This window comes from Amycolatopsis sp. FBCC-B4732 (genome assembly GCF_023008405.1).
Classification (GTDB): Bacteria; Actinomycetota; Actinomycetes; order Mycobacteriales; family Pseudonocardiaceae; genus Amycolatopsis; species Amycolatopsis pretoriensis_A.
In genome coordinates, this window is the sequence record NZ_CP095376.1 from 3,065,527 (window position 1) to 3,088,586 (window position 23,060).

General features: G+C 72.6%; 24 protein-coding genes. 17 read left to right on the plus strand and 7 right to left on the minus strand.

The genetic code is table 11. The features are described 5' to 3' along the window. Positions 1-39: 39 nt before the first annotated feature. From MUY14_RS13115 to MUY14_RS13125, 3 genes are all read left to right on the plus strand, one after another. Positions 40-378 (plus strand): hypothetical protein, encoded by a 339-nt coding sequence (locus MUY14_RS13115; RefSeq protein ID WP_247023259.1) that lies wholly within the window; start codon positions 40-42, stop codon positions 376-378. After that, complete coding sequence (locus tag MUY14_RS13120) at positions 375-1,304, plus strand: aldo/keto reductase (RefSeq protein WP_247023260.1); 930 nt, start codon at positions 375-377, stop codon at positions 1,302-1,304. The genes MUY14_RS13115 and MUY14_RS13120 overlap by 4 nt, the downstream gene beginning before the upstream one ends. Positions 1,305-1,367: 63 nt before the next feature. Next, positions 1,368-1,967, plus strand: a complete 600-nt coding sequence (locus MUY14_RS13125; RefSeq protein ID WP_396126847.1) for a hypothetical protein — start codon at positions 1,368-1,370, stop codon at positions 1,965-1,967. On the opposite strand, the gene MUY14_RS13130 is transcribed toward MUY14_RS13125, so the two are convergent. After that, positions 1,958-2,476, minus strand: coding sequence for an NUDIX domain-containing protein (locus MUY14_RS13130; RefSeq protein ID WP_247023262.1), 519 nt, complete (start codon positions 2,474-2,476; stop codon positions 1,958-1,960). The two genes, MUY14_RS13125 and MUY14_RS13130, sit on opposite strands and share 10 nt — an antisense overlap. A gap of 41 nt (positions 2,477-2,517) precedes the next feature. On the opposite strand from MUY14_RS13130, the gene dop reads away from it, so the two are divergent. The 4 genes from dop to prcA all read left to right on the plus strand — a co-directional run bounded on the left by dop (position 2,518) and on the right by prcA (position 6,110). After that, positions 2,518-4,020 (plus strand): depupylase/deamidase Dop, encoded by a 1,503-nt coding sequence (dop, locus tag MUY14_RS13135; RefSeq protein ID WP_247023263.1) that lies wholly within the window; start codon positions 2,518-2,520, stop codon positions 4,018-4,020. An 86-nt stretch (positions 4,021-4,106) separates the two neighbouring features. Then, positions 4,107-4,301, plus strand: coding sequence for a ubiquitin-like protein Pup (locus MUY14_RS13140; protein WP_013226725.1), 195 nt, complete (start codon positions 4,107-4,109; stop codon positions 4,299-4,301). 111 nt (positions 4,302-4,412) lie between these two features. Continuing rightward, the gene (prcB, locus tag MUY14_RS13145; protein ID WP_247023264.1) at positions 4,413-5,267 is read left to right on the plus strand and encodes a proteasome subunit beta; all 855 of its coding nucleotides are present in this window, start codon (positions 4,413-4,415) and stop codon (positions 5,265-5,267) included. A 51-nt stretch (positions 5,268-5,318) separates the two neighbouring features. Further along, entirely contained in the window at positions 5,319-6,110 is a 792-nt protein-coding gene (prcA, locus tag MUY14_RS13150) for a proteasome subunit alpha (RefSeq protein WP_247023265.1), read from the plus strand. A gap of 52 nt (positions 6,111-6,162) precedes the next feature. On the opposite strand, the gene MUY14_RS13155 is transcribed toward prcA, so the two are convergent. From MUY14_RS13155 to MUY14_RS13165, 3 genes are all read right to left on the minus strand, one after another. Then, positions 6,163-6,933: a bifunctional 2-polyprenyl-6-hydroxyphenol methylase/3-demethylubiquinol 3-O-methyltransferase UbiG gene (locus tag MUY14_RS13155; RefSeq protein WP_247023266.1), complete on the minus strand. Its 771-nt coding sequence runs from the start codon at positions 6,931-6,933 to the stop codon at positions 6,163-6,165. A 31-nt stretch (positions 6,934-6,964) separates the two neighbouring features. Beyond that, on the minus strand, positions 6,965-8,164 hold the full coding sequence (locus tag MUY14_RS13160; RefSeq protein ID WP_247023267.1) for an esterase family protein: 1,200 nt from the start codon (positions 8,162-8,164) through the stop codon (positions 6,965-6,967). A 103-nt stretch (positions 8,165-8,267) separates the two neighbouring features. Then, entirely contained in the window at positions 8,268-9,695 is a 1,428-nt protein-coding gene (locus MUY14_RS13165; protein WP_396126848.1) for a bifunctional phosphatase PAP2/diacylglycerol kinase family protein, read from the minus strand. 199 nt (positions 9,696-9,894) lie between these two features. Here MUY14_RS13165 and pafA point away from each other — a divergent pair, with 199 nt between their 5' ends. Together pafA and MUY14_RS13175 are read left to right on the plus strand one after the other, a co-directional pair. Continuing rightward, complete coding sequence (pafA, locus tag MUY14_RS13170) at positions 9,895-11,253, plus strand: Pup--protein ligase (RefSeq protein ID WP_247023269.1); 1,359 nt, start codon at positions 9,895-9,897, stop codon at positions 11,251-11,253. Between the two features lie 61 nt (positions 11,254-11,314). Then, entirely contained in the window at positions 11,315-12,340 is a 1,026-nt protein-coding gene (locus MUY14_RS13175; RefSeq protein WP_247023270.1) for an oxidoreductase, read from the plus strand. Here MUY14_RS13175 and MUY14_RS13180 read toward each other — a convergent pair. Beyond that, on the minus strand, positions 12,337-13,035 hold the full coding sequence (locus MUY14_RS13180; RefSeq protein WP_247023271.1) for an SDR family oxidoreductase: 699 nt from the start codon (positions 13,033-13,035) through the stop codon (positions 12,337-12,339). The two genes, MUY14_RS13175 and MUY14_RS13180, sit on opposite strands and share 4 nt — an antisense overlap. 10 nt (positions 13,036-13,045) lie before the next feature. Then, on the minus strand, positions 13,046-13,957 hold the full coding sequence (locus tag MUY14_RS13185; protein ID WP_247025123.1) for an NADP-dependent oxidoreductase: 912 nt from the start codon (positions 13,955-13,957) through the stop codon (positions 13,046-13,048). Positions 13,958-14,065: 108 nt separating this feature from the next. On the opposite strand from MUY14_RS13185, the gene MUY14_RS13190 reads away from it, so the two are divergent. The 7 genes from MUY14_RS13190 to MUY14_RS13220 all read left to right on the plus strand — a co-directional run bounded on the left by MUY14_RS13190 (position 14,066) and on the right by MUY14_RS13220 (position 18,979). Next, positions 14,066-14,497, plus strand: a complete 432-nt coding sequence (locus MUY14_RS13190; protein WP_247023272.1) for a helix-turn-helix domain-containing protein — start codon at positions 14,066-14,068, stop codon at positions 14,495-14,497. 10 nt (positions 14,498-14,507) lie between these two features. After that, positions 14,508-15,491, plus strand: coding sequence for a YafY family protein (locus MUY14_RS13195; RefSeq protein ID WP_247023273.1), 984 nt, complete (start codon positions 14,508-14,510; stop codon positions 15,489-15,491). Further along, positions 15,488-16,468 (plus strand): YafY family protein, encoded by a 981-nt coding sequence (locus MUY14_RS13200; protein ID WP_247023274.1) that lies wholly within the window; start codon positions 15,488-15,490, stop codon positions 16,466-16,468. Before MUY14_RS13195 ends, MUY14_RS13200 begins: the two co-directional genes overlap by 4 nt. A gap of 10 nt (positions 16,469-16,478) precedes the next feature. Next, the gene (locus tag MUY14_RS13205) at positions 16,479-16,691 is read left to right on the plus strand and encodes a bacteriophage holin (RefSeq protein ID WP_247025124.1); all 213 of its coding nucleotides are present in this window, start codon (positions 16,479-16,481) and stop codon (positions 16,689-16,691) included. A 31-nt stretch (positions 16,692-16,722) separates the two neighbouring features. Next, the gene (gene tatA / locus MUY14_RS13210; protein WP_247023275.1) at positions 16,723-17,040 is read left to right on the plus strand and encodes a Sec-independent protein translocase subunit TatA; all 318 of its coding nucleotides are present in this window, start codon (positions 16,723-16,725) and stop codon (positions 17,038-17,040) included. A gap of 86 nt (positions 17,041-17,126) precedes the next feature. Then, the gene (gene tatC / locus MUY14_RS13215) at positions 17,127-18,098 is read left to right on the plus strand and encodes a twin-arginine translocase subunit TatC (RefSeq protein ID WP_247023276.1); all 972 of its coding nucleotides are present in this window, start codon (positions 17,127-17,129) and stop codon (positions 18,096-18,098) included. Further along, positions 18,098-18,979: a diacylglycerol kinase family protein gene (locus MUY14_RS13220; RefSeq protein ID WP_247023277.1), complete on the plus strand. Its 882-nt coding sequence runs from the start codon at positions 18,098-18,100 to the stop codon at positions 18,977-18,979. Before tatC ends, MUY14_RS13220 begins: the two co-directional genes overlap by 1 nt. A gap of 577 nt (positions 18,980-19,556) precedes the next feature. Here MUY14_RS13220 and MUY14_RS13225 read toward each other — a convergent pair. After that, a complete protein-coding gene (locus MUY14_RS13225; RefSeq protein ID WP_247023278.1) occupies positions 19,557-20,132 on the minus strand; it encodes a hypothetical protein in 576 nt (191 codons plus the stop codon). A gap of 148 nt (positions 20,133-20,280) precedes the next feature. On the opposite strand from MUY14_RS13225, the gene MUY14_RS13230 reads away from it, so the two are divergent. After that, positions 20,281-23,058: an RNA helicase gene (locus tag MUY14_RS13230; protein ID WP_247023279.1), complete on the plus strand. Its 2,778-nt coding sequence runs from the start codon at positions 20,281-20,283 to the stop codon at positions 23,056-23,058. Positions 23,059-23,060: the final 2 nt, after the last annotated feature.

Consider the following 23,060-nt stretch of genomic DNA (forward strand, 5'->3'; position numbering starts at 1 on the left):
CCCACCATACCGGCGTATAACGACCTATACTTCCGGGCCGTGAGCGAAGAAACCGGGCGGCCGCGCGCGCCCATCACCGAATCGGACGTCCTGGCCTGGCTCGAGACGACGGCCGCCGCCGTCGAGGCGGGGGAGGTGGGCGCCCAGGAGCTCATCGACCTGCTCGGGGAGCTCCGGCGCGCGTCGGCCGCCTGCGCGGACGCCTCGGACTGGCTGCTCCTGGCCGCGCGCGAGGGCGGCGCGAGCCTCCGCCAGATCGCTCCCGTCTTCGGCAAGGGCTACGTCCGGGCCCCGGCCGCCCGGCTCGAAAAACTCCACCGCCAGGCGCAGAACTCCGGGCAGTGGCTGGCCATCCTCCGGCACAAGGCCACGGCGTGAACCGCATCGCGCTCGGCCTGGCGGCGCTCGGCAGGCCCGCGTACATCAACCTGGGCCGCGAGGGGGCGCTGCCGCCGGCGCGGGACGTCGAATCGATGCGCGCGGCGACGTTCGAGGTGCTCGACGCCGCCTACGCCGCCGGGGTCCGGCACGTCGACGTCGCCCGGTCCTACGGGCGCTCGGAGGAGTTCCTGGCCGGCTGGCTCACCGAGCGCGGCCACGCCGACGTCGAGATCTCGAGCAAGTGGGGCTACGCCTACGTCGGGCAGTGGCGGCTCGACGCCGAAGTGCACGAGGTGAAGGAGCACTCGGCGGCGCGGTTCGCCGCGCAGTGGGCGGAAACCCTGGCGCTGCTGGGGGAGCGGGTCGGGCTCTACCAGGTCCATTCGCTCACTGTGGACAGTCCACTGTTCACCGACGAACCTTTGGTGGCGGCGCTGGCGGAGCTCGCCGCGAACGGCGTGGCGGTCGGGTTCTCGACGTCCGGGCCGCGGCAGGCGGACGCGATCGAGCGGGCGTTCGCGCTGGAAGTGGCCGGGCGGCCGGTGTTTTCGGCGGTGCAGTCGACGTGGAACCTCCTGGAGCCCTCCGCCGGACGTGCCCTCGAAGCGGCGCGCGCGGCCGGAAACCGGGTCCTGGTCAAGGAAACCCTCGCCAACGGCCGGCTCGCGGTCGAGGCGCCGGCGGTGGTGCGGGAGATCGCCGCGGCGCACGGCACGGGGCCGGACGCGGTCGCCGTGGCCGCGGTGCTGGGCCAGGACTGGGCGGACCGCGCGGTCATCGGCCCGGCGAGCCCGGCCCAGCTGGCGGCGAACCTGCGGGCCACCACGCTTGCCCTGAGCGCCGAGGAGCGAGGCGCGCTCGCGGACCTCGCCGAGGATCCGCAGGAGTACTGGCGACACCGGTCCTCGTTGCAGTGGGACTGAGCGGCTGCACTACCCTTCGCAGGCACGAAACCGACGACAGGAGGCCGGGTGCGTCATCGTCAGGTGGTCGCGTTGGCCGCCGTCGCGCTGGTGGGCCTGACGGCCTGCGAAGGGCCCGATCCGAACAACCTCGAGACGTACTACGACGATCCGGCGCCGACGTCCGCGCCGGTCACGACCGTCGAAACGCCGGTGAGCCCCGCGGAAGCCGTCCCGGTCACGCCGCCCGAAGCCGATCCCGGTCTGCTCGCGGAGCCCGCGCTGCTGTCCGACGCGGACGTCGCGGAGGAAGGTGTGCAACCGGCCTCGAACGAGGTGGCGGGATGTCTGGCGGACGGGCCGTCGGCGGGGAGCCGGACGGCGACCTGGCGCTACCCCAGCGGGTCGGTGCTGAGCCACCGCGTCGTGGTGTTCCCGGACTCCTCGGCCGCCCAGGCTGTCGCGGACAACGAGTGCCCCCCTGGCAAGCTGGTGGGCGTTCCCGCCCAGCCCGGGGTCGAGCGGCAGCAGGCCTGGAGCGACGGCAAGACCTGCACGGTGTTGCTGGCCAAGGGAGCGCTCGTGTCCGAGCTGACGGTCTCGGCGAGCACCGGGACTCGGGCCGTGGACGCGGCCAAGCGCCTGCTGCCCGCCATGACCGCGAAGCTCACCGCTCAGCCGTAGCGGCGGAACCACTCCTGGACGCCTTCGCGGCCGTCGGGGATGAAGGGCAGCGCCGGCGCCGGGTCGTCGATCCAGGCGCGCAGCTCTTCGAGCGGGATCCAGCGGCCTTCGACGATCTCTTCGGCCTGGTGGTGGATCGGGCCGTCCCAGCGGACCTCGAAGGCGAAGTTGTGGCAGCGGTTGCGGCCGTCGTCGTAGACCTTGGTGAACAGCGGAACGGGTTCCACCCCTTGGACGCCGAGCTCTTCGGCGAGCTCGCGGCGGGCGCACTCGGCCGGCGTCTCGCCCGCGGCGACCACGCCGCCGGCCCAGCAGTCCCAAGTGGAGGGGAACACGTCCTTCCCCGGGGTGCGGAGGTGCACGTAAACGGCTTTTCCGTCACCCGAACGGACCAGGACGACGCCGGCGGCGTGCCACAGGCCCTCGGCGCGGACGCGGGCGCGGGTGGTCTCGCCGACCACCGAGCCCGCCTGGTCATAGAGGGCAACGAGTTCGTCACTGCCTGGCATGGGTGCATCGTTCCACTAGGCCGACCCCGTAGGGTGGGGACATGCGGCGGATCATGGGAACCGAAGTCGAGTACGGCATCTCCGTGCCGGGCGACGCGACGGCGAACCCGGTACTCACCTCGACCCAGGTCGTGCTGGCCTACGCGGCCGCGGCCGACATCCCGCGGGCCCGCCGGGCGCGGTGGGACTACGAGGTGGAGAGCCCGCTGCGGGACGCGCGCGGGTTCGACCTGACCGGCCCCGGCGGGCCGGGCCACGACCCGGACGTCGAGGACCTGGGCGCGGCGAACGTCATCCTGACCAACGGGGCGCGGCTGTACGTCGACCACGCGCACCCGGAGTACTCGGCGCCCGAGGTGACGAACGCGCGCGACGCGGTCATCTGGGACAAGGCGGGTGAACGGGTGATGGAGGAGGCCGCGCTGAAGGCGGCGTCCGTCCCCGGCCAGCCACAGCTGCAGCTGTACAAGAACAACGTCGACGGCAAGGGCGCGAGCTACGGCACGCACGAGAACTACCTGATGGCGCGGTCGACGCCGTTCACCGCGGTGATCGCCGGGCTGACGCCGTTCTTCGCGTCGCGGCAGGTCGTGACCGGCTCGGGCCGGGTCGGGATCGGCCAGCAGAGTGAAGAGGCCGGGTTCCAGCTCTCCCAGCGTGCGGACTACATCGAGGTCGAGGTCGGCCTCGAGACCACGCTGAAGCGCGGGATCATCAACACGCGCGACGAGCCGCACGCGGACGCGGACAAGTACCGCCGGCTGCACGTCATCATCGGCGACGCGAACATGTCGGAGTACTCGACGTACCTGAAGGTCGGCACCACGGCGCTGGTGCTGGACCTGATCGAGTCGGGCATCCGCTTCGACGACCTGAAGCTCGACGAGCCGGTCAAGGCCGTGCACCAGATCAGCCACGACCCGACACTGAAGGTCCAGGTCGCGCTGGCGAACGGCAAGAAGTACTCCGGCCTCGACCTCCAGTTCGCCTACCACGAGATCGCCTCGCAGAACCTGGAGCGCATCGACGCCGACCAGGCCTCCAAGGAGGTCCTGCGGGTCTGGGGCGAGGTGCTGGACGCGCTGGCCCGCGACCCGCAGGAGTGCGCGGACCGGCTGGACTGGCCGGCGAAGCTGCGGCTGCTCGAGGGCTACCGCCAGCGCGACAGCCTGGCCTGGGGCGCGCCGCGGCTGCGCCTGGTCGACCTGCAGTACTCCGACGTGCGGCTGGCCAAGGGCCTCTACAACCGCCTGGTGACGCGCGGCTCGATGAAGCGGCTCGTCTCCGAGGAGGAGGTGCTCGCCGCGGTCACGACCCCGCCGTCGGACACCCGGGCGTACTTCCGGGGCCGGGCGCTGGAGAAGTACGCGGCGTCGATCGCGGCCGCGTCGTGGGATTCGGTCATCTTCGACGTGGGCAAGGAGTCACTGGTGCGGATCCCGACCCTGGAGCCGTTGCGGGGGACGAAGGCGCACGTCGGCAAGTTGCTGGACAACGCGGCGACCGCCGAGGAGCTGGTCGAAGCGCTCACCGGTTCGGACTAGGCGGGACGCACCAGCGATCGCGGCGTGACCCCGAATGTCGGGGCCGCTGGGTAGGCTAGGAAACATCAGCCACACCGGGAGGCGAGATGGCCCAGGAAAAGATCGAAAAGCACGGCGGTGGTGACTCCGACGAGGAGTTCGACGACACCGGCGCGGCGGGTCAGGAGCGGCGCGAAAAGCTCGGCGAGGACGTCGACACGATCCTCGACGAGATCGACGACGTGCTCGAAGAGAACGCCGAGGACTTCGTCCGGGCCTACGTGCAGAAGGGCGGCGAGTAGCCGCACCGGGGCACTGCGCCCTTGCCGACCGTTCAGCCGGCGGCCGGGGTTCCGCGTGGCCGTTGGCGCGCGCGGGGCTCCGGCCCGCACAGATGGGACTTTTGAGCACGTATGGACAACACCAGGGGCATCTCGGGTCCCGCGCTGCCTGCCGCGTACTTCTCGTCGGCGACGTCGTCGTTTGCGGACTTCTTGCGGGTACAGGCGCCGGAGCTGCTTCCGGAGCGGCGCGTGACGGGTGGTGTGGCCGATCTGGGCGTGCCGCACGGGACGACGATCGTGGCCTGCACGTTCGCGAGCGGCGTGCTGATCGCGGGTGACCGGCGGGCGACGTCGGGGAACCTGATCGCGAGCCGCGACATCGAGAAGGTGCACGTCACCGACGAGTACTCGGCGGTCGGCATCGCGGGCACGGCGGGGCTGGCCGTGGAAATGGTCCGGCTGTACGCGGTCGAGCTGGCGCACTACGAAAAGATCGAGGGCGTTTCGCTGTCGCTGGACGGCAAGACGAACAAGCTGGCCGGCATGGTCAAGGCGAACCTCGAGATGGCGATGGCCGGGCTGGCCGCGATCCCGCTGTTCGTGGGGTACGACCTCGAGGCCGAGGACGCCAAGCACGCGGGCCGGATCGTCTCGTACGACGCCGCGGGCGGCCGCTACGAGGAGAACGGCGGCTACGCGGGCATCGGCTCGGGTTCGCTGTTCGCGAAGTCGGCGCTGAAGAAGCTGCACGACCCGGACGCCGATGTCGAAGGCGCGGTCCGGGTGGCGGTCGAGGCGCTGTACGACGCGGCGGACGACGACACCGCGTCCGGCGGCCCGGACCTCGTGCGGCGCATCTTCCCGAGCGTCGTGACGATCACCGCGGAGCACGGCGCCGTGCAGCTGCCGGAGTCGGAGACCGCGGCGGTCGCCGAGGCCGTCGTGGCCGGCCGGATCGAGCGCCAGCAGCGCCGGCTCGCCTGACGCGGAGCCGACAGTGAACATGGGAACACCGGAAGACCTGGAGCGCACACCGTGACGATGCCGTTGTATGCCTCTCCCGAGCAGCTGATGCGGGAGCGTTCCGAGCTGGCGCGCAAGGGCATCGCGCGCGGCCGGAGCGTGGTGGTGCTGAAGTACGCGGGCGGCGTGCTGTTCGTGGCGGAGAACCCGTCGGCGACGTTGCACAAGGTGTCCGAGATCTACGACCGCATCGGGTTCGCGGCGGTCGGGCGCTACAGCGAGTTCGAGAACCTGCGTGTGGCGGGCATCCGCCACGCCGACCTCAAGGGCTACCAGTACGACCGGCGCGACGTGAGCGCGCGGGCGCTGGCGAACGCGTACGCGGCGACGCTGGGCAGCATCTTCACCGAGCAGCTGAAGCCGTTCGAGGTCGAGGTCTGCGTCGCGGAGGTCGGCGCGAGCGCGGCGGAGGACCAGCTGTACCGGCTGACCTACGACGGCTCGATCTTCGACGAGCCGCAGTACGTGGTCATGGGCGGGCAGAACGAGAAGATCGCGGCGAAGCTGAAGGAAACCTTCGAAGACGGCCTGGACCTGCAGGCGGCGCTCGGCGTGGCGGTGGCCGCGCTGCGCACGCCGACCCAGCCGTCGACGGCGACGACGTCGTCTTCGTCCGGCTCGTCGACCGCGGCGGCGGCGAACGGCAACGGCGAAGCCGACCCGATCAAGCTGGAGGTGGCGGTCCTGGACCGCGACCGCCCGCGCCGCGCGTTCCGCCGCTTGACCGGCACAGCGCTGGACGCCTTGCTCCCGGTCCCGGACCCGGCGGGCGAGGAGCCGGAGGCGAAGCCGGAAGGCGAGTAACTCAGAAGCACGGAAGCGGGGCGTGGCCGGTGGCCGCGCCCCGCTTCCGCGTTCAGCGGCGGGCGAAGGCGAGCAGGTGGGCGCTCGTGTCGACGAGGTGCGGGTCCCGTTCGGCGATCCGGGCCGCGCGCAGGGCCGGCTCGGCCAGGTCGTCGAAGCGGTCGAGGCCCGCGACGTCGAGCGCGGGCCAGGCGGGGCCTTCGACGCCGAAGACGGCCGTGCCGGTGAACCCCGCGTCCGAGACTTCGCCGTGGAGTTCGGTGGCGGTGTGCCAGTGGGTGGGGACGAACCCGGCGTGGCCGTCGTACGCGCCGGTGGTGATCACCGCCCGGATCGGCTCCTCCCGGTCCGGGGTGAGGGTGCCCGTGGTGGCGGTCTCCAGCAGGGACAGGTAGCGGCTGATGCCCGCGGCCACGAGGAGGCCGCCCGGGCGCAGCACCCGGCGGGCTTCGGCGAGCGCCCGAGCGCGGTCCGCCCGCTCGACGAGGTGGTACAGCGGACCGAGGAGCAGCACGGCGTCGCAGCGGGAACCCGCCACGGGCAGCGCGCGGGCGTCGGCGATCGCGGCGGTGACGCCGGGGTGCCGGCGTGCCTGGCCGGCGTGGGCCGGTACCGGGTCGAGCAGGTGCACCTCGTGCCCGTCGGCGGCCAGCCAGGCCGCGTGGACGCCGGTGCCGCCCCCGGCGTCGAGGACCCGGGCGCGCGGGGGCAGGAAGCGGCGGATCAGCTCCCGGGTGCGGAGGAACTCGAGCCTGCCGTGCGGGGTGCGGGTGAGGCGGCGGGCTTCGTCGGGTCCGGTGGCGTAGTGCGTCGCGAGGTCCATGCTCCAGGGTCCCGGGCGGCGCAACCGGCTTTCACGACGTCGCGGGGGAGGCCCGGAAGTTCTGGTCGGCGAACGCCAGCAGGTACGGCAGCGTCGCCCGCGCCGTGTGCCAGGTGTGGTTGAAGCCGCGCTCGGCGTGCACCACCGCCTCCTGGCCCCTCGCACGCAGGGCGTCCGCGATGCGGCGGGCCGTCGTCACGTCGGTCGGTGCGCCGGTGCCGACCGCCAGCATCACCGAGACCGGCGCGGTGAACTTCATGGTCGGCAGGTAGCGGCGCGGGGTGTTGGCGGCGATCACGGCCTGGTTGCCGGCCAGGATGCCGACCGAGTCGTTGAGGTCGTCGTAGGGCAGGGCGATCACCAGGGTCGCGAACTCGTCGACGTGGTGCAGCCCGATGTTCAGCGCGCCGAAGCCGCCGCCGGACATGCCGCCCAGCGCGCGGTGGCCGCGGTCGGCGAGGGTGCGGTAGTGGTGGTCGACGGCCGGGACCACGGTCGCCGTCAGGTACGTCTCCAGCTGGGGGCCGTTCGGGACGTCGAGGCACTCCCAGTCGGTGCTGGGGACGCCGGCGGTCAGGTCGACGCTGACCACGATCATCGGTTCGATGACGCCGGCCTGCTGCAGCGCCAGGAGCGTCCCGGGCGCGTCGCCGGAGGTGAGCCAGTCGCGGGGGCCGCCGAACGGGTAGCCGTGGATGAGGTAGACGACCGGGTAGCGGCGGGCGGTGTCCTTGTCGTAGCCCGGCGGCAGGACGACGTAGTTGCTGCCCGACGGGACGCCGTGCGCGGGGTCGGGCACGTTCAGCACGTCGACGCGCTGGCCGGCGCCCGTGGTCGCGGTCCCGGTCGCCGTGCTGGGCCGCGGCGCCGACGGGGCTTCCTTGCCGTCGTCGAGCAGGCGCCCGGCCAGGTTCACCGGCCCGGGGCCCCTCTGGAGCAGGCGTGCGAGGTCGTCGGACGTGCGGACGTACCCGACGTAGCTGTTCAGCGCGGTCACCGCGGCGAGCAGCAGGAGCACGCCGAACGCGGTGAACCCCCAGCGCCGCACCCGGCGGCGGTACCAGAGCGCGACGACCACGGCGAGCACGGCGACGGCGGCCGAAGCGAGGGCCAGCCAGATGAACGGTGACTCGAGCGGGCCCAGGTCGCGGGCCCGGGCGGTCACGTCGCCCGGCAGCACCGGATCGGTGGCGGCGCCGTGAAAGGCGCGCGCCACCCCGTGCCCGTCCATCTCGTCCCCGCTCGTCCCCTGGCCACGGGCATGATCGCCCGCATCTCGATCACGAAGCTAGCCAGCGGTGCCTGTGGGTTCGTTGAGAGAAGGTAAAGCGCCGTTAAAGCCGGTAGATGGTGAGCGCGCTCGGGCGGGACCGGAAGCGGAACCGGTTGCCGAGCGGGCCGACTTCGCCGTCGGTGGCGACGCGGCGGTGGCCGTCGAGCAGTTCGACGTCCAGTTCGGGCAGGTCGAGCTCCTGGTAGACGTGGCTGGCGGCCAGCGTGCGCGTGAGCATCGCGGCCAGGAACCGGGCGCGCGAGTACGGCAGGTCGGCGCGCAGGTACCGGATGTCCAGCAGGCCCGTGTCGAGCGCGGGCCGCCGGCTGGGGGCGAACCCCTTCGGCGCGTACGTCCCGTTGCCGACGAAGAGCAGCCACACCTGCGTGAGCTTCCCGTTGAGCCGGACGGTCAGCGGCTTGGCGTGCCGCAGCGTCCGGGTCAGCGCGATCGCCGCCGACGGCCACTTGGGGTGCTTCTCCTGGAGCTTCTCCCGCAGCCGCACCATCTCCGGGTAGCCGCCGAGGCTGGCGGTGTTGACGAACCAGCGATGCGCGGTGTCTCCGTCGCTTTCCTCGATCTCCACCTCGCCGAGGTCGATGCCGACGGCGTTGCCGAGCTCGGTCGCGGCGTCCGCGTCGGGCATGGAGCTGACGCCGACGTCGCGGGCGAAGTGGTTGAGCGTGCCCGCCGGGATCAGGGCGAGCGGCAGGTCGCGTTCGGCGGCGACCGCGGCGACCGCGGCGACGGTGCCGTCGCCGCCCGCGACACCGAGCGCGCGGACCGTCCCGCGGGCGTCGATCTCGCTCTCGAGCTGGGCGATCAGGTCCTGCTCGGGGTCCGGGTAGAGGATCTCGGCCTTCGGCCAGGCGTGCCGGGCGTCCTCGGTCGGGTCCTGGCCGTCGATCCCGGACTTCGGGTTGACCAGCACGAGCATGTCGTCGCCGTCGACCATCTCGGGCGCGTCGGCGTCGTGGGCCGTGCGCGCGGGGACGTCGTCGTGCAGCGGCCACCAGTGCCGGGTGGCCAGGCCCACCCCGGTGCCGATGGCCAGGCCGACGCCGACGTCGGAGGGCCAGTGCACCCCGGTGTGCACCCGCGAGTAGGCGACGGCCAGCGCCAGCGGGGCCACGGCGAGCCCGGCGCGCGGCGACTCCAGCGCCACCGCCGTCGCGAACGCGGCCGCGGACGCCGAGTGCCCGGACGGGAACGACGACGAGGTCGGGCGTTTCCGCAGGCGGCGGTGCATGGGCACTTCTTCCTCGGCGGGGCGGCGGCGCGGGAACAACGGCTTCCCGATGAGGTTCGCGACGGCGCTGGCACCGGCGATCGCGACGACCCCGCGCAGCGCGGCCCGCCTGGTGGGGCCCTTCCGCGCGGCCAGCAGCGCCGCGACGCCCCACCACAGGCGGGACTTGTTCGCCGATCTGGACAGCACCATCAGCGCGTCGTCGGCCTTGGTGGCCGGTAGCGAGGCGCTGCGGTGCATCAGGGCGCGGTCGGTGCGCCCGACCCGCCGGAAGGCCTGGATGAGCTGGTGTGTCAAGGAGTCGCCTTCCCCGGTACGTCAAGAGCAGTGCTCCAATCGTGCCTGAATCGGGGAGTTTTCACCGTCTGTGGCATACCGGGGGCGTGTCGACGCCCGAACGGCGCACCGTCGAAGGGGGTCCAGCGCCTACTCTGGTGGAATGCAGCGGCGGATCTTTGGCATCGAGACCGAGTTCGGGGTCACGTGCACCTTCCACGGACAGCGCAGGCTCTCGCCCGACGAGGTGGCGCGCTACCTCTTCCGGCGGGTCGTGTCCTGGGGACGCTCATCGAACGTCTTCCTGTCGAACGGCTCACGGCTCTACCTGGACGTCGGGTCGCACCCCGAGTACGCGACGGCCGAGTGCGACGACCTCGTCCAGCTGGTCACGCACGACAAGGCCGGGGAGCGCATCCTCGAGGACCTGCTGGTCGACGCCGAACGGCGGCTCGCCGACGAGGGCATCGGCGGCGACATCTTCCTGTTCAAGAACAACACCGACTCCGCGGGCAACTCCTACGGCTGCCACGAGAACTACCTGGTGACCCGCGCGGGTGAGTTCTCCCGGATCGCGGATGTGCTCCTGCCCTTCCTGGTGACCCGGCAGCTCATCTGCGGCGCCGGGAAGGTGCTCCAGACGCCGCGCGGGGCGGTCTACTGCCTCTCCCAGCGTGCGGAACACATCTGGGAGGGCGTCTCGAGCGCGACCACCCGCTCGCGGCCGATCATCAACACCCGCGACGAGCCGCACGCCGACGCCGAGCGCTACCGGCGCCTGCACGTCATCGTCGGCGACTCGAACATGGCCGAGCCGACGACCATGCTCAAGGTCGGCTCGGCGAACCTGGTGCTCGAGATGATCGAGGCCGGCGTCCAGTTCCGCGACTTCACCCTGGACAACCCGATCCGGGCGATCCGCGAGATCAGCCACGACCTCACCGGCCGCCGCCAGGTGCGCCTCGCCGGCGGGCGCGAGGCGTCGGCGCTGGACATCCAGCGCGAATACCACGCCCGGGCCGTCCAGCACCTCAAGGAGAACGGCACGACGCCGGCGAACGAGCGCGTGATCGAGCTGTGGGGCAGGGCGCTCGACGCGGTCGAGCAGCAGGACTTCGGCAAGATCGACACCGAGATCGACTGGGCGATCAAGCACCGGCTGGTCGAGCGCTACCGGCACAAGCACGACCTCGACCTGTCCAGCCCGCGGATCGCGCAGCTCGACCTCGCCTACCATGACATCCGCCGCGGCCGGGGCATCTTCGACCTGCTGCAGCGCAAGGGCCTGGTCCGCCGGGTCACCGACGACGGCGAGATCGAGGCCGCCAAGGACACCCCGCCCCAGACGACCCGCGCGAAGCTGCGCGGCGACTTCATCGCCGCCGCCCAGGCCGCGGGCCGCGACTTCACGGTCGACTGGGTGCACCTGAAGCTGAACGACCAGGCCCAGCGCACGGTCCTGTGCAAGGACCCGTTCCGCTCGGTCGACGAGCGCGTGGAACGCCTGATCAGCTCGCTCTAGTCCGGCGCACCCGCCCGGTGTCCCTACGAAAGTCGCCGGGCGGGTGCGGCAGGATCGCCTCATGCGTGTCGTGCTGCTCGTGCTCGCCCTGCTGGTCTCCGTCGCGGCACCGGCTTCGGCGGGGGAGCACCCGCCGAAGTGGGAGCTGAAACCGACCGGCGTCACCGCTCAGTTCCGCGGCCTCTCCGCGGTCAGCGCCCGCGTCGCGTGGGTCAGCGGGACCCAGGGGACCGTCCTGCGCACCACCGACGGCGGGGCCACCTGGAAGTCCGTCGGGCCGCCCGGCACCGAGACCCTCCAGTTCCGCGACATCGAGGCCTTCGACGCCGACCACGCCGTGACGCTGTCGATCGGTCCCGGCACCGATTCACGCGTCTACCGGACCGACGACGGCGGTGCGCACTGGCGCCTTGCGTTCCAGAACACCGACGCGGCCGCGTTCTACGACTGCCTCGCCTTCTTCGACCCGTGGCGCGGCCTGGCGATGAGCGACCCGGTCGACGGGCACTTCCGCGTGCAGGCCACCTTCGACGGCGGCCGCAGCTGGCGGCAGGTCCCCGACAGCGGCTTCCCGCCCGCCCTGCCCGGCGAGGCGGGCTTCGCGGCCAGCGGTCAGTGCATCACCACCTCGGGGCCGTTCGACGCCTGGCTCGCGACCGGCGGCGGTGCCACCGCCCGCGTCCTGCACTCCGGTGACGGCGGCCGCCACTGGACCGCCTCCGGCACGCCGTTGCCGAGCAGTCCCTCGGCGGGCGTGTTCGCCCTCGCCTTCCGCTCGCTGTCACAGGGGGTCGCGATCGGCGGCGACTTCGCGAGCCCGGACGCGCCCGGCCCGGCCGTCGCGCTGACCCGCGACCGCGGCCGCACCTGGACCACCCCGGGGCAGTACCCCGCCGGGTACCGCTCCGGGCTGGCCTGGCGCGGCGGGACCGTGCTCGCGGTCGGCCCCGGTGGCAGCGACCTCAGCCCCGACGGCGGCCGGCACTGGACCCGGTTCGACGACGGCAGCTTCGACAGCGTCGACTGCGCCGGCGCGGCCTGCTGGGCCAGTGGTGTCCAAGGCCGCGTCGCCCGCCTGAGCCGCTAGAGCACCTGGCCGGTCGGGCGGACCATGATCTCGTTGACGTCGACCGAGGGCGGCTGCTGGAGGGCGTACAGCACCGCGCGGGCGACGTCCCCGGCCGCCAGCATCGGCTTCGTGCGCTGCTCGTCGGTGAGGATGTCGGTGTCGGTGATGCCCGGGTTGATCAGCGTGACCCGGACGCCGGTGCCGACGGCCTCCTCACGGATCGCGCCCGCCATCCCGGTCACCGCCCACTTCGTCGCCGAGTAGAGGCTGGCGTTGCGGATGTAGCGGCCCGCGACCGAGCCGGTGATCAGCAGGTGCCCGGCGGTTCCCTTCAGCGCGGGCAGCACCGCGCGGGCGGTGTAGGCGGCGCCGAGGACGTTGGTGCGCACCATCTCCTCCCACGCCCGCGGATCGGGGTCGTCGTCGCCGAAGAACGACGTCCCGACGCCGATCCCGGCGTTGGCGAAGGCCGCGTCGAGCCGCCCGAACCGCTCGACGGCCCGCGTGACGGCCCCGGAGACGCTCGGCCAGTCGCCGACGTCGGCGCCGAGCGCGAGGGCCCGGTCTTCGCCCAGCTCGGCGGCGAGCGCCGTGACGGACTCGGCCCTGCGCGCCACGAGCGCGACCTTGAACCCGGCTTCGGCGGCCAGCCGCGCGGTGGCGGCGCCGAGCCCGCGCGAGGCACCGGTGATGAGGAGTACGCGATCATCCATGCCGTCCAGGCTAGGGAGTCAGGACGAGCCTGCCACGCACCCCGCCCGCGGCCAGCCGTTCGTGCGCTTCCGGGGCTTTCTCGAGCGGGAGGACGCCGGCGACCCGTGGCCGGAGGGTCGTGGCCAGCCCGGCGAGCCGTTCGCCGTCGGCGCGGATCCACACGGTGCGGACGCGGACGCCGCGCAGCGGGATCGGGGCGGCCCCGGCGGCGAAAGCGACGAACTCGCCGCCGCCCCGGACGGCGTCGAGCGCGTCCAGCCCGAGGAGCGCGGTGTCGAGGACGGCGTCCACCCCGCCGGGGACCAGAGCTCGCACGCGTTCACCGAGGTCCCGGCCGCGCGGGACGAACTCGTCGGCGCCGAACCCCCGGACGATGGCCTCGTCGGCTTCGCCCGCGACGGCGACGACCTGGCGCCCCCGGGCGTGCGCGAGGGCGACGGCGTACCCGCCGACCGCGCCCGCCGCCCCGGTGACCAGCACGGCCCCGGCGCTCTCGACGAGGTCGAGCGCCTGGGCCGCGGTCAGCGCGTTGAGCGGGAGGGTGGCGGCTTCGACGGGGGAGACGCCAGGGGGCGCGAGAGCGACGGCGGAGGCGTCGAGAACGACGTAGTCGGCGTAGGCGCCGAGCGGGAGCGCGATCCGGTCGCGCAGGCCGAGCACGGTGTCCCCGGGCCGGAACCGCGCGCCCGGGCCGGCGGCGTCGACGTCACCCGCGACGTCCCAGCCCAGGCCGAGCACCTCCCGCGGCGGGATCACGCCCGCTGCGGTCAGGATCCCGGCCCGCGTCGCGAGGTCGACCGGGTTGACCGCGGCCGCCGCCACCCGGATCCGCACCTGCCCCGGACCCGGCTCCGGCACCGGGACTTCAGCCACCTCCAGTACCGCCGGGCCACCGAACCGCCGGACCACCACCGCGCGCATCCTCTGCTCCCTCACGATCGGACCTCCTTCCCCGCGACCGTATGGGGAGCTACTCTCCAACGGGAAGTACGCACTCGCAGGTTCCCCCCGTACCAGGAGGTTCGCCCGGTGCCCACGCGCACGGCGGAACAGCGGCGGCACGCCGAAAAGGCCGCCTACGACGCCTACCTCGCCGCCTGCCCGACCCGGAAGCTGCTGGACGAGATCGCCGGCAAGTGGGTCAGCCTGATCCTGGTCGCGCTCGGTGACGGGCCGCAGCGCTACAGCGACCTTTCGCGGCGCATCGCCGGCGTCAGCCAGAAGATGCTCACCCAGACCCTGCGGGTGCTCGAACGCGACGGTCTCGTGCACCGCGAGGTGACGCCTTCGGTTCCCGTCCGCGTCGACTATTCCCTTACGCCACTGGGGGAATCGCTGCGCGCGCTGGTGGCCGGGTTCAAGGACTGGGCGGAGGCGAACTTCGACGCCGTCGACGCCGCGCGCACCGATTACGACGCGCGTACACCGGACCTCACGATCGGGCCGGGCGGCGCGGGCTAGGCTCTACCGGGTGTCCACCGCCCGCGCCGAACGGCTGGTCAACCTCGTGCTGGCCCTCCTGTCCACCCGGCAGTACCTGACCGCCGAGCGGATCCGCGGCATCGTGCCCGGTTACGGCGACGCGGCGAGCGACGAGGCCTACTTCCGGATGTTCGAGCGGGACAAGACCGAGCTCCGCGAACTCGGCATCCCCCTGGAGACCGGCCGCAACTCCGCGTTCGACGCCATCGAGGGCTACCGCATCGCCCGCCGCGACTACGAACTCGGCGAGATCGACCTCGCCCCCGACGAAGCCGCCGCGGTCGCGCTCGCGTCGCGGCTGTGGGACTCGCCGGAGCTGACCGGCCAGGCGCAGGGCGCGCTGGTGAAGCTGCGCGCGGCCGGCCTGGAGGTCGACGACCAGGCGCCCACCGTCGTCGAACCGCGGGTGCGTGCCGAACCGGCGTTCGGGCCGCTGCTGGCCGCGGTCCAGAGCGGGCAGGCCGTGCGCTTCGAATACCGCCGCAGCGGCTCGCCCGAACGCATCATGCGCACGCTCGAGCCGTGGGGCGTGGTGTCGTGGCGGGCCCGCTGGTACGTCGTCGGGCACGACCGCGACCGCGGCGCCACCCGCTGCTTCCGCCTCTCCCGCGTCACCGGCCAGGTCCGCCCGGTCGGCAAGCCCGGCGAGGTGCGCCGCCCCGAGGGCGTCAACCTGCTCAAGCTCGTCACGGCCACCGGCGGCAGCGAACCCGCGCCGGTCACCACCGCCCGGGTCTGGGTCGCCGACGGCCGCGCCGCGGGCGTCCGCCGCCGCGGCACCGTGGTGGGGCGCGCGACCGTCGACGGCGATGAAGGCGACCTGGTCGAGATCGGCCTGCTCTACCCGGAGTCGGCGGCCGACTGGATCAGCGCGCAGGGACCCGACGTCGTCGTCCTCGAACCGGACGTGCTGGCGAAGTCGGTCCAGGACCGGCTGGAAGCCGTCGTCGCCCGGCAGGTGAGCGCGCTGTGAGCGGGTCCACCGACCGGATGCCGAGACTGCTCGCGCTCGTGCCGTACCTGCTGGCGCGCCCCGGCATCCGCATCGACGAGGCGGCGCACGACTTCGACGTCACGCCGAAGCAGCTGCGCAAGGACCTCGAGCTGCTGTGGATGTGCGGGCTGCCCGGCTACGGGCCCGGCGACCTGATCGACCTGTCCTTCGAAGGCGACACGATCGTCGTCACCCACGACGCCGGCATGAACCGCCCGCTGCGGCTCACCGGCGGTGAGGCGACCGCGCTGCTCGTGGCGCTGCGGGCGCTGGCCGAAACGCCGGGCGTGGTCGACGGCGACGCCGTCCGCCGCTCCATCGCCAAGATCGAGGCCGCGGCGGGGCAGGCGCAGCCCGCCGGCGTGGTCGTCGGCGGGGGAGTGCGCGAGGGCGAGAAGACCGCGCGGACCCGCGAGCAGGTCGCCCGGGCCCTGCAGGACGGCCGGGCGCTGCGGATCCGCTACTACACCGCGTCGAAGGACCAGATCACCGAGCGCACGGTCGACCCGATGCGGCTGCTGATCGTCCAGGCGGTCGGCTACCTCGAAGCCTGGTGCCGCCGCGCCGAGGGCGTCCGGCTGTTCCGGCTCGACCGGATCGACGAGCTCACGGTCCTCGGCGAGCCGTCGCGGCCGCCCGCGCACGCCCACCCGACCGACATCTCCGACGGTGTCTTCCGCCAGCGTCCCGATCAGCGGGAGGCGGTGCTGGTCCTCGACCCGGATGCACGCTGGGTAGCCGAGTACTACCCGTGCGAGGAGCTCGACGAGCTCGCGGGCGGCCGGCTGCGGATCCGGATGCGCTACGCCGACCAGTCCTGGATGGTGCGCCTGGTGCTCGGCCAGGGCGGGGAAGTGCTGGTCGAGAGTCCGGCGGACCTCGCGTCCGAAGTCGGCCGCCGCGCCGCCGACGCGGTGGCCCGAGCCCGTCACCTTCCGTCAACCTGTGACCACTAGGCTGGTGCGCGTGCCGTACCTGCCCACCGTCGTGCTCGCCGCGATCGGACTGCTGCTGCTCGTCGTCCTGCTGGTCCGGACCGTGAAGGTCTTGCGTGCCTTCCGGCAGACCGCAAGCATGGTGGCTACGAACACCCAGGACCGGACGGGGATGATCCGCGCCCGGTCGGCCGCGCTGCGCGTCGCTTTCGCGGAGCGCCGCCGGAAACCCGAAAACCAGTAACATCCCTACCAGACGCAGATAGGAGGCCACCATGCTGAACGGATTGCAGCCGTGGCATTTGATCATCTTGGTGCTCGTCGTCGTGCTGCTGTTCGGGGCCAAGCGGCTTCCCGACGCGGCCCGGTCCATCGGCAAGTCCATGAAGATCTTCAAGGCCGAGACCAAGGACCTCACCGGCGACAAGGCCGCGGCGACCGAGGACGCGGAGCCGGTCGAGACGAAGCAGATCCCGGCCAAGCCCGTCGCACCGGCTTCGACCGACCAGCAGGTCGCCGACCTGCAGCGGCAGCTCGACGAGCTGAAGAAGCAGCAGCAGGCCGCCGACCAGCCGCAGAAGAACGCCAGCTGAGCGGCTAGGCCACACCCGGTCCCCGGTCCACGGAGCGCGCCCGAAGCGGCGCGCTCCGGCGGACTCCGACGAGAACGGAACAACCCGTGGCGGAATCCGCCTCCGGAAACGGTGACAGCCGCCGGTCGAAGCGGCGCAAGCGCAGCCGTCGCGTGAACCCCGACGGCACGATGACGCTCATCGAGCACATCTACGAGTTCCGCCGCCGTCTCGGCTTCGCGATGCTCGCGGTCGTGCTCGGCGGGATCCTCGGGTTCATCTGGTTCGGCACCAAGGTCGGCCCGATTCCGTCGCTCGGCGACCTGGTGAAGGACCCGTACTGCGCCATCCCGCCGAACCGGCGGCTCGACAGCGCCGAAGGGTGCCGGCTGCTGCAGACCGTGCCGTTCGAGGCGTTCATGACGCAGCTGAAGGTCGGCATCGCGGCCGGTGCCGTGCTGCTCTCGCCGGCCTGGCTGTACCAGATCTGGGCGTTCATCGCGCCGGGGTTGTACAGCAAGGAGCGCAAGTACGCGCTGACGTTCGTCGGGTTCGCCTCGGTGCTGTTCGCCACGGGCGCCGTGCTCGCCTACATCCTCTTCCCGCACGCCCTGCAGCTGCTGATGGGCTTCGGGCAGGACGCGTTCGTCACCGCGCTCACCGCGGACAAGTACATCTCGTTCCTGCTGTCGCTGCTGATCATCTTCGGGATCAGTTTCGAGCTCCCGCTGCTGGTGGTGATGCTCAACCGCGTCGGCGTGGTCAAGTACGTGCAGCTGAAGAAGTGGCGGCGCGGCATCGTGTTCGCGCTGTTCGTCTTCGCGGCGTTCGCGACCCCCGGTTCCGACCCGTTCTCCATGCTCGGCCTGGCCGGTGCGCTCACCGTGCTGTTCGAGATCGCCGTGCAGATGGCCCGCTTCCACGACCGCAAGCTCGAAAAGTCCCGCGGCGACGAGGGCTGGGACAAGCTGGCCGACGACGAGGCCGCGCCGTTCGACTACACGCCGAGCACCGTCGACGACGAGCCGTCCACGCCGACCGCTTCCGGTGGCCGGTCGAGCACCGACGACGTCACGTAGTGGGGATCCACGCCGCGCTCGCCGTGCACCCGGCCTCGGGGCACGGCGCCGCCGCCCGGATCGCCGACACGGTCGCGGAGCGGCTGCGGGCCGCCGTCGACCGGCTCGACGTGCTGGTCGCCAACTCCGTCGAGGAGTCCCGCGAGCTGATGCGGACCTCCCACGACGCGGGCCTGGACGTGCTGATCGTCCTCGGCGGTGACGGCGCCGCCCACCAGGGCGTCCAGTTCTGCGCCAGCCACGACGTGGCCCTCGGCCTGGTCCCGGCGGGCACCGGCAACGACTTCGCCCGCGCCCTCGGCGTCCCGGCCGAGCCGTTGGCGGCGGTCGACGCGCTGGTGGCGGCCCTGAAATCGGGCGCGCGGCGGCGGCTCGACCTCGGCCGGATCGGCGACACCTGGTTCGCGACCGTCCTGTGCGCCGGCTTCGACGCGAGCGTCAACGAACGCGCCAACCGGATGCGCTGGCCGTCCGGGCCCCGCCGCTACGACCTGGCGATCCTGGCCGAGCTGGCGTCCTTCCGCTCCCGCCCGGTGGTCATCGACACCGGCACCGCGCGGATCGAGCTCGACGCGACCCTGGTCGCGATCGGCAACACGCGCTTCTACGGCGGCGGCGTCCCGATCTGCCCCACGGCCGACCCCGAGGACGGCGTCTTCGACGTGACGATCATCGGCCACGCCACCCGCCGCGGCCTGATGCGGATGCTCCCGGGCCTGCGCACGGGCAAGCACGTCACCCACCCGGCGGTCCGCACGCTGCGCGCCCGCTCGGTCGCCCTGACCGGCAACAGCTGGCCCGCGTACGCCGACGGCGAGCCCCAGGGCACGGTCCCGGTGACGGTCAGCTGCGTCCCGGGCGCCCTGACGGTGCTCGCTTAGGGCCAGTTTCTCGTTGATCGCCGCGACGTGCACAGTCGCCTCGTAGCGAACCGCGAGCTTGTCGAACCGCGTGGCCACGCCCCGGTTGATCTCACACTCGAACGCGTGCCGCTGCTTGTAGATCTGCGGATCGAACGCGGGTGGCCGTCCACCGCCGGCACGGTGATCTTGATCCCGGCCAATACCGCCTCGAACTGCGGCGAATCACCTCGCTGCCCCACGGTCACCAGCAGCGAGAGTGGTTTGTGTCCTTGCTCGGTGGCCAGGTGCAGCTTGGTGGTCCAGCCGCCCCGCGGCCGGCCCAGCGCGTGATCGGCCGGCTCGGGCGCCGGCGGCGTGCTGGGTGGGCCCGGTTGATCGTGGAATCGACGCTGACGTCCCAGATGATCAGCCCGGCGGCATCCGCCCGGGTCTGCAACGCCGCCAGGATCAGCGCCCACACCGGTGCGCTGCCGGCGCCGGAACAGGCCGTAGACGGTTTGCCAGCAGCCGATGCGGGCGGGACGTCACGCCAGGGCGAGCCGACCACGAGGTCCCCGGTGTTCTCGATCTTCTTGGTCGTTGATCGATACAGGCCCTAGCTGTCGTAGCCGCCCGCGCGGGCTACCAGCTGGCGGAAGTGGGCCGGGGTCAGCAGCCGTCCCGTGTCGGCGAAGTACACCCCGCCGCAGCGGTGGCAGAACCAGCCCTGCTCCCACACCTGCTGGGCCGCCGGCACGCCCTTCTGCTGCTTGCGGTGCGCCCGCACGCGGCGGACGTAGAGCCAGACCAGCACGCCCACGGCGAGGTACACCCCGAACGCCGGCAGCGAGAGCACCGCGTAGCCCAGCGCCCGGGCACCCTCCCCGCCGGGCGGCGGGTCGTCGGCCGCCGAGAACGGCAGCAGCAGGAAACAGCCGCCGACCAGCGCCAGCACGATCACGGCCGCCATCAGGCCGCCGCTGCGGCGCGGTGGGGGAAAGGGGTCGAGGGAGCGGGCGACCGCGGTGACCGAGATCCCGCTGACCTGGCTGTGCGTGTAGACGACGCTGTCGCCGGCGGGGACGGCGACCATCGGGCCCTGGCCGCGGTAGAAGGAGTGCCCGCCGTGGTAGACCGCCGGCACGTGCTGCACCTGGTCCAGCTGCCCGCAGCTCGGGCACGGTTCGGTCATCGGGACCTCCTTCCGCCGCTCCGACGCACCCGCCGGCGATCCGGTTCCCGGTGCAGATTCATGTGTATAACGCCCTATACCGCGGGGCACGCCACGCCGTCGGTCACGCGGCGTGCGGAACGACGGGGAGGTGTGAAACCCTGACGAGGTGGCCAGTAGCCCTTCTCCGTCCCCGGCCGAGGCCTATGCGGCCTCCTCGCGCCGTGGGAAGTACCCCCAGCTGACGCGCTTCGCCGCGGAGGCGTCCTTCGAGTTCGACGATTTCCAGATCCGGGGGTGCGAAGCCCTCGAAGGCGGCCACGGTGTGCTGGTCTGCGCGCCCACCGGGGCGGGCAAGACCGTCGTCGGCGAGTTCGCCGTGCACCTGGCGCTGGCCGAGGGCCGCAAGTGCTTCTACACCACGCCGATCAAGGCGCTGTCGAACCAGAAGTACACCGACCTGGTCGCGCGCCACGGCGCCGACGCCGTCGGCCTGCTGACCGGGGACTCCTCGATCAACGGCAACGCCCAGGTGGTCGTGATGACCACCGAGGTGCTGCGGAACATGCTCTACGCCGGCTCCTCGACGATCACCGACCTCGGTTACGTCGTCATGGACGAGGTCCACTACCTCGCCGACCGGTTCCGCGGCGCGGTCTGGGAAGAGGTGATCCTGCACCTGCCCGAGCACGTCCGCGTGGTCGGGCTGTCGGCGACCGTCAGCAACGCCGAGGAGTTCGGCGAGTGGCTGGTCGAGGTGCGCGGCGACACCACGGTCGTCGTCGACGAGCACCGGCCGGTGCCGCTGTGGCAGCACATGCTGGTCGGGAACCGGCTGCTGGACCTTTTCGCCGGCGAAGACGTCCACCTGCCCGGCGCCGAACTGCGGATCAACCCGACCCTGCTGCGCCGCACCGAGGAGATCGGCCGCCAGTACGCGCCGGCCGGGTTCCGCGGGCCGCGCGGGCGCCGGGGTGCGCCGTCGCGGATGCCGCGGTTCCGGCCGCCGTCGCGCGTCGAGGTCGTCGAGCAGCTGGACCGGGCCGGGCTGCTGCCGGCGATCGTGTTCATCTTCTCCCGTGCGGGCTGTGACGCCGCGGTGGCGCAGTGCGTGCGGTCCGGGCTGCGGCTGAACGGTCCCGGCGAGGTCGAGGAGATCCGCCGGGTGATCGACGCGCGGACGTCGGAGCTGCCCGAGGGCGATCTAGGCGTGCTCGGCTACTGGGAGTGGCGGGAAGCGCTTGAGCGCGGCATCGCCGGGCACCACGCCGGGCTGCTGCCGGCGTTCAAGGAGACCGTCGAGGAGCTGTTCGTCCGCGGCTTGGTGAAGGTCGTGTTCGCGACCGAGACCCTGGCGCTGGGGATCAACATGCCGGCGCGCACCGTCGTGCTGGAACGCCTGGTGAAGTACAACGGCGAAGCGCACGTCGACCTGACGCCGGGGGAGTACACGCAGCTGACCGGCCGGGCCGGGCGGCGCGGGATCGACGTCGAGGGCCACGCGGTGGTCGCGTGGCAGCCCGGGGTGGACCCGAAGCAGGTCGCCGGGCTCGCGTCGACCCGGACCTACCCGCTGCGGTCGTCGTTCCGGCCGGGCTACAACATGGCCGTGAACCTGGTCGCGCAGGTCGGCGCGGCCGAGGCGCGGGAGCTGCTGGAGCAGTCGTTCGCGCAGTTCCAGGCCGACCGGTCGGTGGTCGGCACGGCGCGCCGGATCGAGCGGAACAAGGAAGCCCTCAAGGGGTACGCGGCCGCCATCACCGGTGACTTCGACGAGATGCTGGAGTACGTCGAGCTGCGGGCGAAGATCTCGGCGCGGGAGAAGGCGCTGTCGCGGCAGAACACGTCGGCGCGGCGGGCGGGGACCGCGGAGTCGCTGGAGAAGCTGCGCAAGGGGGACGTCATCGCGGTGCCCGCGGGGCGCCGCGCCGGGCTCGCCGTGGTGGTGGACCCGGGGCTGGACCCGATCCGCGAACCGCGTCCGGTCGTGGTGACCGAGGACCGCTGGTCCGGGCCGCTTTCGGTGGCCGACTTCCCGGCGCCGGTCGAGGCGCTGGGGCACATCAAGCTGCCGCGGCACATCGAGCTGCGTTCGCCGAAGACCCGGCGCGACATCGCTTCGACGCTGCGCAACGCCGGGATTTCGTTGCCGGGCAGGCAGAAGCGGCGGTCCGGGGCCAACGAGGACGGCGAGCTGGCCGCGCTGCGGCGGGCCCTGCGCGCCCACCCGGGCCACGGGCTGGCCGAGCGCGAGGCGAACCTGCGCTGGGTCGAGCGGTACCAGCGGCTGACCGCGGAAACCCAGCAGCTGGAACGGAAGGTGGCCGCGACCACGCACTCGCTGGCGCGCGCGTTCGACCGGATCCTGGCGCTGCTGGGTGAGCGCGGGTACCTGGGCCCGGAGTCGGCCGGGGACGGCGAAGACCGCGTCACCGAGCACGGCCGGCGCCTGACCCGGCTCTACAGCGAGTCCGATCTGCTGGCCGCCGAGTGCATCCGGCACGGCGTGTGGCGTGGTCTCGGCCCGGCCGAACTCGCCGCCGTCGTCTCCACGCTGGTGTTCGAGGCGCGCCGGGACACCGCGGGCGAGTCGCGGCTGCCCGGGGGCGCGGTGCCCGAGGCGTGGCAGGAGACGGTGCGGCTGTGGGTGGAGCTGACCGAGGACGAGCGGCGCCACCGGCTCGACCGCACGCGTGAGCCCGACGCCGGGTTCGCGTGGCCGGTCTACCGGTGGGCGCGCGGCGAATCGCTGGAGAAGGTGCTCACGGCGGCCGAGGCGAACGGGCAGGAGCTGTCGGCGGGTGACTTCGTGCGGTGGTCGCGCCAGGTGATCGACCTGCTCGACCAGATCCGGGACGTGCTGGGCAAGGCCGACCCGGTGGGCGCGGCGGCGGCCGACGCGGTGAAGGCGCTGCGCCGTGGTGTCGTGGCCGCGGGCGCCGCGTGAAC